This is a genomic window from Streptomyces durbertensis (assembly GCF_014156695.1).
Taxonomy (GTDB): domain Bacteria; phylum Actinomycetota; class Actinomycetes; order Streptomycetales; family Streptomycetaceae; genus Streptomyces; species Streptomyces durbertensis.
This window is the reverse complement of sequence record NZ_WMLF01000289.1, coordinates 1-6,914: the sequence shown is the minus strand read 5'-3', so window position 1 is coordinate 6,914 and position 6,914 is coordinate 1. Positions and strand designations below refer to the sequence as shown.

6 protein-coding genes and 1 pseudogene are annotated in these 6,914 nt (G+C 71.8%); 4 read left to right on the top strand and 3 right to left on the bottom strand.

Annotation, left to right across the window (positions count from 1 at the left end):
- Positions 1-212: 212 nt before the first annotated feature.
- Positions 213-1,190: pseudogene (locus GL263_RS18205) on the top strand (M28 family metallopeptidase); the annotation flags it as partial.
- A 100-nt stretch (positions 1,191-1,290) separates the two neighbouring features.
- On the opposite strand, the gene GL263_RS18200 reads toward GL263_RS18205, so the two are convergent.
- Entirely contained in the window at positions 1,291-1,773 is a 483-nt protein-coding gene (locus GL263_RS18200; protein ID WP_182856783.1) for a phospholipase A2, read from the bottom strand.
- A gap of 67 nt (positions 1,774-1,840) precedes the next feature.
- Entirely contained in the window at positions 1,841-2,923 is a 1,083-nt protein-coding gene (locus tag GL263_RS18195) for a helix-turn-helix domain-containing protein (RefSeq protein WP_182856782.1), read from the bottom strand.
- Between the two features lie 158 nt (positions 2,924-3,081).
- On the opposite strand from GL263_RS18195, the gene GL263_RS18190 reads away from it, so the two are divergent.
- Entirely contained in the window at positions 3,082-3,798 is a 717-nt protein-coding gene (locus GL263_RS18190; RefSeq protein WP_182856781.1) for a hypothetical protein, read from the top strand.
- Positions 3,799-4,022: 224 nt separating this feature from the next.
- Positions 4,023-5,477: a Gfo/Idh/MocA family protein gene (locus tag GL263_RS18185; RefSeq protein WP_182856780.1), complete on the top strand. Its 1,455-nt coding sequence runs from the start codon at positions 4,023-4,025 to the stop codon at positions 5,475-5,477.
- A gap of 29 nt (positions 5,478-5,506) precedes the next feature.
- Here GL263_RS18185 and GL263_RS18180 read toward each other — a convergent pair whose 3' ends face one another.
- Positions 5,507-6,316, bottom strand: a complete 810-nt coding sequence (locus GL263_RS18180) for a DeoR/GlpR family DNA-binding transcription regulator (protein ID WP_182856784.1) — start codon at positions 6,314-6,316, stop codon at positions 5,507-5,509.
- Between the two features lie 258 nt (positions 6,317-6,574).
- Here GL263_RS18180 and GL263_RS18175 point away from each other — a divergent pair.
- Positions 6,575-6,914: SIS domain-containing protein (locus GL263_RS18175; protein WP_369123515.1), on the top strand; the 340-nt coding region annotated here is incomplete at its 3' end.

Below are 6,914 nucleotides of genomic sequence, written 5' to 3'. Positions count from 1 at the left end.
GTCGGGAACGCGTCACATCGGCGGGCGCCCGCGGAGCGGTGACCCGCGCCTGGCGGCACGGGCGGGGTGGGCGTCAACTCCTGATGCGGGAGTGCGTTCGCTGGGCGGACACTGGAAACCGGCCACCGACCGGCGCCTTGACAGTCCTCACAGCCGGGAAGAGCATCATGCCCACGTCAAAACGACCTGGGAGGCTCCCCCACATGCCTGTCATGCCCCCACGATCCAGGCGACGGAAGGCCCTCGGCACGGGCCTGGCCGCCGCGCTCCTCACCGGCGCCCTCGCCGCCTTCCCCGCCTCCGCCGCCCCGGCACCCGCACTCGTCCCCGCCGGAGCACCGGCGCTCCACACCACCGCCGCGCCGGACATACCCATCGGCAACGTGCGGGCCCACCTGACCGCCTTCGAGTCCATAGCCGCGGCCAACGGCGGCAACCGCGCCCACGGCCGGCCCGGCTACCGGGCCTCCGTCGACTACGTCAAGAAGCGGCTCGACGACGCCGGCTTCCGCACCACCGTGCAGAGCTTCACCACCAACGGCGCCACCGGATACAACCTCGTCGCCGACTGGCCGGGCGCCTCCAACCGCGTCCTGATGGCCGGCGCGCACCTGGACTCCGTCACCCGCGGCGCCGGCATCAACGACAACGCCTCCGGCTCCGCCGCCGTGCTGGAGACCGCCCTCGCCGTCTCCCGGGCGAACCTGAAACCGGACAAGACGTTGCGCTTCGCCTGGTGGGGCGCCGAGGAGCTCGGCCTCGTCGGCTCCCGCCACTACGTCAACACCCTGCCGCGCGCCGAACTCAACCGCCTCAGCGGCTACCTCAACTTCGACATGGTCGGCTCACCCAACGCCGGCTACTTCGTCTACAACGACGACCCCGCGCTGGAGAAGGTCTTCACCCAGTGGTTCGCCGACCGCGGCATAGCCACCGAACCCGCCACCGAGGCCAGCGGCCGCTCCGACCACGCCAGCTTCCAGCGGGTCGGCGTACCCGTCGGCGGCCTGTTCACCGGCGCGAGCCGGACGAAGACCGCCGCCCAGGCACAGAAGTGGGGCGGACAGGCGGGCCGCCCGTTCGACCCGTGCTACCACTCCGTCTGCGACAACACGGGCAACATCAACACCACCGCCCTGGACCGCAACAGCGACGCCCTCGCCCACGCCGTGTGGACGCTGTCAGCTGGCTGACCGCGCGCCGCGACCGCGCATGACAGCGGGTCCGCCGCACCCGGCCGGTGCGGCGGACCCGTGCGCGCGAGCGAGACCCGTGCGCGTGCCTGCGGGATCAGCCGAAGAAGGCCTTGTCGCCGCCGATGCTCACGGCGCTGTAGTACGCGGCCGCAGCCGTCTCACACGACTTCTTGTTCCAGTTGCTGTTCTTGCAGGCCCGCAGCATCTCCCGGTGGAAGCGCCGGTCGATCCAGTCCTTCGTCGACCTCGTCTTGCTGAGCTTCAGCCCGTTGCCGCCGTAGTTGCGGTAGCCGAAGTCGTGCTGGTTGCACGCCCTCGTGAAGGTGACCTTGAACGGCGCGTAGCTGTTGCCCGGCACCGAGCAGCCGTTGTTCTTGAAGTTGAACGGGCCCGTCTTCCTGGCTTTGTGGTAGTCGTTGTAGGTCATGTTCATGTAGCGGTCCGCCTGCTTGCGCAGCTCCGCCTTGGAGGGTGCGGCGGCGGCGGTCGGCGCCGTGAGCACCGCGCCGCCGAGTGTCGCCGTCAGCGTCAGGGCCAGGCCCGCCAAGGCCCGCCTCTGGTTTCCGAATCCGCGCACGAGTTGTCCCCGTTTCTTTCCGGTCGCGTGGGGTATGCGCCACAAGTGACGCCCGGAAGCACGGAGTTCAGTGTCCGAAGACGGCCACCCGGGCTCCCGGCATCCCCGAGGCTTCCGGAAGCGGTGCGTCGTGTCGTTGATTCTCGGCGACACACGCTTGCCCCAGCGCGCCGACCTCCAGGGCCCGCCACCGGTACTCGCTCGGCGGCATCCCGTACTCGGCGCGGAACGCCCGACTGAAATGCGCCGTGGCGCGGAACCCCGACCGCGCCGCGATCACGTGGATGGGCGTCGTCCGGCACGCCGGGTCGGCAAGGTCCCGCCGAACCCGTTCGAGGCGCCGGTGCCGGATGAGCGACGCGACCGTCAGCGCCTCCCCCTCGAAGAGCCGGTGGAGTTGGCGGGTGGACAGATGGTGGGCGGCGGCGACCGTGCCGGGAGTCAGCCGGGGGTCACCCAGATGCCGTTCGATGAACGCACGGATCCGGACCACCAGGTTCCGCCGCCGGGTGTCGTACGGCAGCATCCTGTCGGCGTCCAGGTACTGCGCGAACAGCCCGGAGACAAGATCAAGCAGGACCGTGCCCAGCCGGCCCGCGTCCGCCGGGCGGTAGCGGTCGGTGTCCGTGCTCACCGAGAGCAGGAACTGCGCGAGCAGGCCGCCGAAGCCGTTCTGTCCGCTCATCGGCAGGCCCAGCAGCGAGTCGGTCCGCCTGCCCGGCACGGCCGGCAGCAGCACCTTCGGGACCTCCACCCCCACGCCCACCAGCACTCCGTCCCCGACCGACCGCACCTCCGAGGGCACCGAGGTGTCGATCACATACACCCCGGGCGCGTCGTGCAGGTCGTCGTGCTCGCCGTGAATGACCCGCAACGGCGCGGAGCCCGGCAGCAGCAGCGTCAGGTGGTACCTCTCAGGGTCCGAACGCCGGATCATCCGCTCGGTCCGGCGATAGCGCGAGGGCCCCACCGTCGTCGGCCACACGGACGACTCACCCAGTTCGAGCAGCCGCTGGTTCGCGCTGAACTCCGTCTCCCGTTCGCTGGTCACCTCCATCGGCGCGATCGTCTGCTCCATCAACTCCCTCCACCAGTCGAGCCTTTCGGCCACCGGTATGTCATCGGTCCTGTGCACCGTCTCCGACAGCACCTGTCATCTCCCCGTTCCCGCCCTGTGGGCGCACTCGACGAACCGGACGGCGGTCCTGGTACATACGTTCCCCGCTCTGAATCGCCGCTGGCCGCGTCCTTCCACCGCTCGGCCGATCCTGGTCTGTGCCGACCCGCGTCACGGTGCGATGATCGCAGGTGGCGGGCAGCAGCTCGCCGAGGTACGGCGAGGGCGGCGGTATGGACGAGTGGCAGCGGCTGGCGTCGGACGTACGGGAGCGGCTGACGGCGGCGTCCTCCGGTGAGCGGACCGTCTTCGCCGCCGGCGTGGCGGAACGGCTGATGCGCCGGCACGAGTCCCTTCCGCCCGAGCAGCGCTCCCCCTTCACCATCGGCCTGCGCCCGCTGCTGGACGCGGTGTGGGAGGCCGCCCTCGGCGACACGGCCGCGTTCACGGCCGTCAAGCGCGGCATGGGCGAGTACCTGCTGAGCGACTACTTCCACAACGACGGGCAGGACGGCCCGGACGACGCCGACGAGCCCGCCGCCACGGCCGTGCTGCACGCCGCGGCGTCCCACCTCCACGGCTGCGCCGACTTCGCCGTCTGGGCGGGGATGCGCGCCGTCGACGCGGTCGCCCAGCACGTCGAGTACCTGGCCGACCTCGCCGACCTCGCCGGCCCCGCCGGGCCGGCCGACCCCGCCGACCCCTCGGACGGCCCGGGCTCCCAGGGCGCCTCGCTGCTCGGCGACCCGGAGAAGGCCCCGCTGGAGGAACTGCGCCGCCAGCTCCACGATCTCGACCTCGTCGCCGCCCGCTCCGACCAGCTCCGCTACGCCTCCTGCGGCCTCCCCGTCGCCGCCACCGCACGCCTCCGCGCCGAGCTGCGCGACCCCCTCTCCCGCCAGGACTGAGCGCGCCGAGCGAGGGACCCCCGCTCGGACCCTGATTGTTTCTGCTCTCAACTCGCGTTTTCCAAACAGGTATTGACACGCACGCGTCACGCCGGGACAGTCGTGTCGCCTGGTAGTCCCGGAGCGCACGCAGTTCTCAGCACAGCCTCAGCACGGCCCCAGCACGGTCCTCGGTGCCAGATCCGTCAGATCCGTCCACGTCCTTTCGCAAGGGGTGCTCAGCCATGCCGGAGAAGTCCGCGGTGTCACGACGTTCGGTTCTGGGAGGTGCCCTGGCCACCGGGGCGGCCGCGGCCGGAGTGGTGGGCGTCGGCGCCCCGCCGGCTCTCGCCGCGGACGCCGTCGAACCCGCGACGACGTCCGGCTGGCGGCCCCACCGGCCGGGGCAGAAGTCGATGATCGGCGTCCCGTACGAGCCGCACCGCACGGTCCGCGTCGCCGTCGTCGGCCTCGGCCAACGCGGAACCGGGATGACAACGGGCTGGTCCGTCGTGCCGGGCGGCGTCGTCACCGCGGTCTGCGACGTCCGCACCGAGCGGGCCGAGCGGACCGCCGACCGCCTCGTCTCCGCCGGCAAGCCCCGGCCCGCGGTGTACGGCGGCGACGACAACGCCTACCGGCGCATGCTCCGCCGGGACGACATCGACCTCGTGTACATCGCCACCCCCTGGGAGTTCCACCACCGGCAGGGCCGCGACGCCCTGCTCGCCGGCAAGCACGCGATCGTCGAACTCCCCGTCGCCACCGAACTCCACGAGCTGTGGGACCTCGTCGACACCTCCGAACGCACCCGCCGCCACCTCTTCCTCGCCGAGAACTGCTCCTACGGGCGCAACGAACTGGCCATGTTGAGGATGGCGCACGAGGGCCTGTTCGGCGACGTCACCAACGGGCATGGCGGCTACCTGCACGACCTGCGGGCGCTGCTGTTCTCCGACACCTACTACACCGACTCCTGGCGGCGGCTGTGGCACACCCGCAGCATCGCCTCCCTCTACCCCATGCACGGCCTCGCCCCCATCGCGGCCGCCATGGACGTCAACCGCGGCGACCGCATGACCACCCTGCGCGCCACGGCCACCGAGGCACGCGGCCTCGCCGACTACCGGGCCCGCCACGTCCCCAGGTCACACCCCTCCTGGCGGGAGACCTACGTCAACGGGGACCTCGTCACCTGCCTCATCGAGACCCAGCGGGGCCGGATCATCCGCGCCGAGCACGACGTCAGCTCGCCCCGCCCGTACAGCAGGATCAACAGCCTCGCAGGCACCCGCGGCATCTTCGAGGACTACGCCGGCACCTCGCGCACCGGCGGACGCGTCTACCTCGAACCCGACCACACCGACCACCGCTGGCGGGACTTCGAGCGGCTGCGCACGGAGTTCGACCACTGGCTGTGGAAGAAGGTCGGCGACGACGCGGCCGACAACGGCGGCCACGGCGGCATGGACTACATCCTCCAGTGGCGCACCGTGCAGCAGATGCGAGCCGGGCTCGTACCCGACATCGACGTGTACGACTCGGCCGTGTGGTGCGCGCCGATCCCGCTCAGCGCGGCGTCGCTGCGGGCCGGCGGACGCCCGGTGCCCGTACCTGACTTCACCAGGGGCTCGTGGGTCAACAAGCGCCCCGGCCTGGACTCCCGCCCCTCCGACATGCCGGCCGCCGCGACCCGGTGAGCCCCCCTGAGCCCCGCTGAGGGCGTCAGCTACACACTCACCACCCGCACGCCGGCCTCCCCGAGCCGGGCCGCCGCCTCCTCCGACACACCCGTGTCGGTGACAAGCACGTCCACCCGGTCGAGTCCGCAGATCCGGGCGAACGCGCGGCGGCCCAGCTTGGAGGAGTCCGTGGCCACCACCACCCGCTGCGCCCGCTCGACGAACAGCCGGCTCACCGCCGCCTCGTCCTCGTGGTGCGCCATCACACCGAGCCGGGCGTCCACACCGTCGACGCCGAGCACCACGGCGTCGAGCACCACCTCGCTCAACACGCCCATCGTCAGCGACCCCACCAGCTCGTAGGTCTGCGGCCTGGCCACACCACCGGTCGTGACCGTCTTGATGTGCGGCCGGACCGCCAACTCGCCTGCGATGTTCAGCGCGTTCGTCACCACGGTCAGCACCGGCGAACCGGGCGGGGTGACGGCCCTCCCACCCTCGCGCCCACCCGCGCCCGCGCGGTGCGCGAGCGTACGCGCGACCTCGGTGGTCGTCGTCCCGCCGTTGAGACCGACCACCTCGTTGTCGCCGATCAGGTCGGCCACCGCGGCGGCGATGCGCCGCTTCTCCGCGGCGCGCCTGGTCGACTTGTAGCGCAGCGGCAGCTCGTAGGAGACTCCGTGGGCAACGGCACCGCCCCGCGTCCGGACGAGCATCTGCTGCTCGGCCAGCTCGTCGAGGTCGCGCCGGATGGTGGCACTGGACACCCCCAGTACGCCCGCCGCCTCCTCGACGTCCAACCTCCCGTCCTCGGCGAGGCGTTCGAGCAGCGTCTGCCATCGCTCCGGCTTGGACATCGACATGGGCTTCGGACTCCTCGCACTGCCCGTGGCACGGGAGTACCCGGCCGGCGTCCGCCCGATACTAGTGGGCGCGCCGGGCACCCGACCCGGTTGACGACGTGCGCACCTGGACCCCGAACCGCCACTGCTGGATACTCGACCGCGAACACACCTTGCGTGAAGCTGCGCACGAGAAGCTCTCTCGCGCAGAAACACGCAGGATCATCCGCCTCCGCACCCGCTCGTCCACGCCCCGCCCGAAGGAGCCACCGCATGCCCGCCCCCGGCACCTCCCGCACCTCGGTCGAGATCAACTCCCAGCCGGCGACCTGGCGACAAGCCGCAGCCGAGGTCTCCGACCACACCGCCGCGCTCCCCCGGCGCGGCGAACGGGTGGCGGTTGTCGGCTGCGGCACCTCCTGGTTCGTCGCCCAGTCCTACGCCGCTCTGCGGGAGGCCGGCGGCCACGGCGAGACCGACGCCTTCGCCGCCTCCGAGTTCCCCGCCGGCCGCCACTACGACCGGGTGCTGGCGATCACCCGTTCCGGCACCACCACCGAGGTACTGGACGTGCTGCGGGCATTGCGGGCCCGCCCCGACACACCCCCCACGG

Bases quoted from the DNA above. Each gene is read 5' to 3' on its own strand.
- GL263_RS18185 (WP_182856780.1), top strand. From the start codon at position 4,023: ATGCCGGAGAAGTCCGCGGTGTCACGACGTTCGGTTCTGGGAGGTGCC.
- GL263_RS18180 (WP_182856784.1), bottom strand. From the start codon at position 6,316: ATGTCCAAGCCGGAGCGATGGCAGACGCTGCTCGAACGCCTCGCCGAG.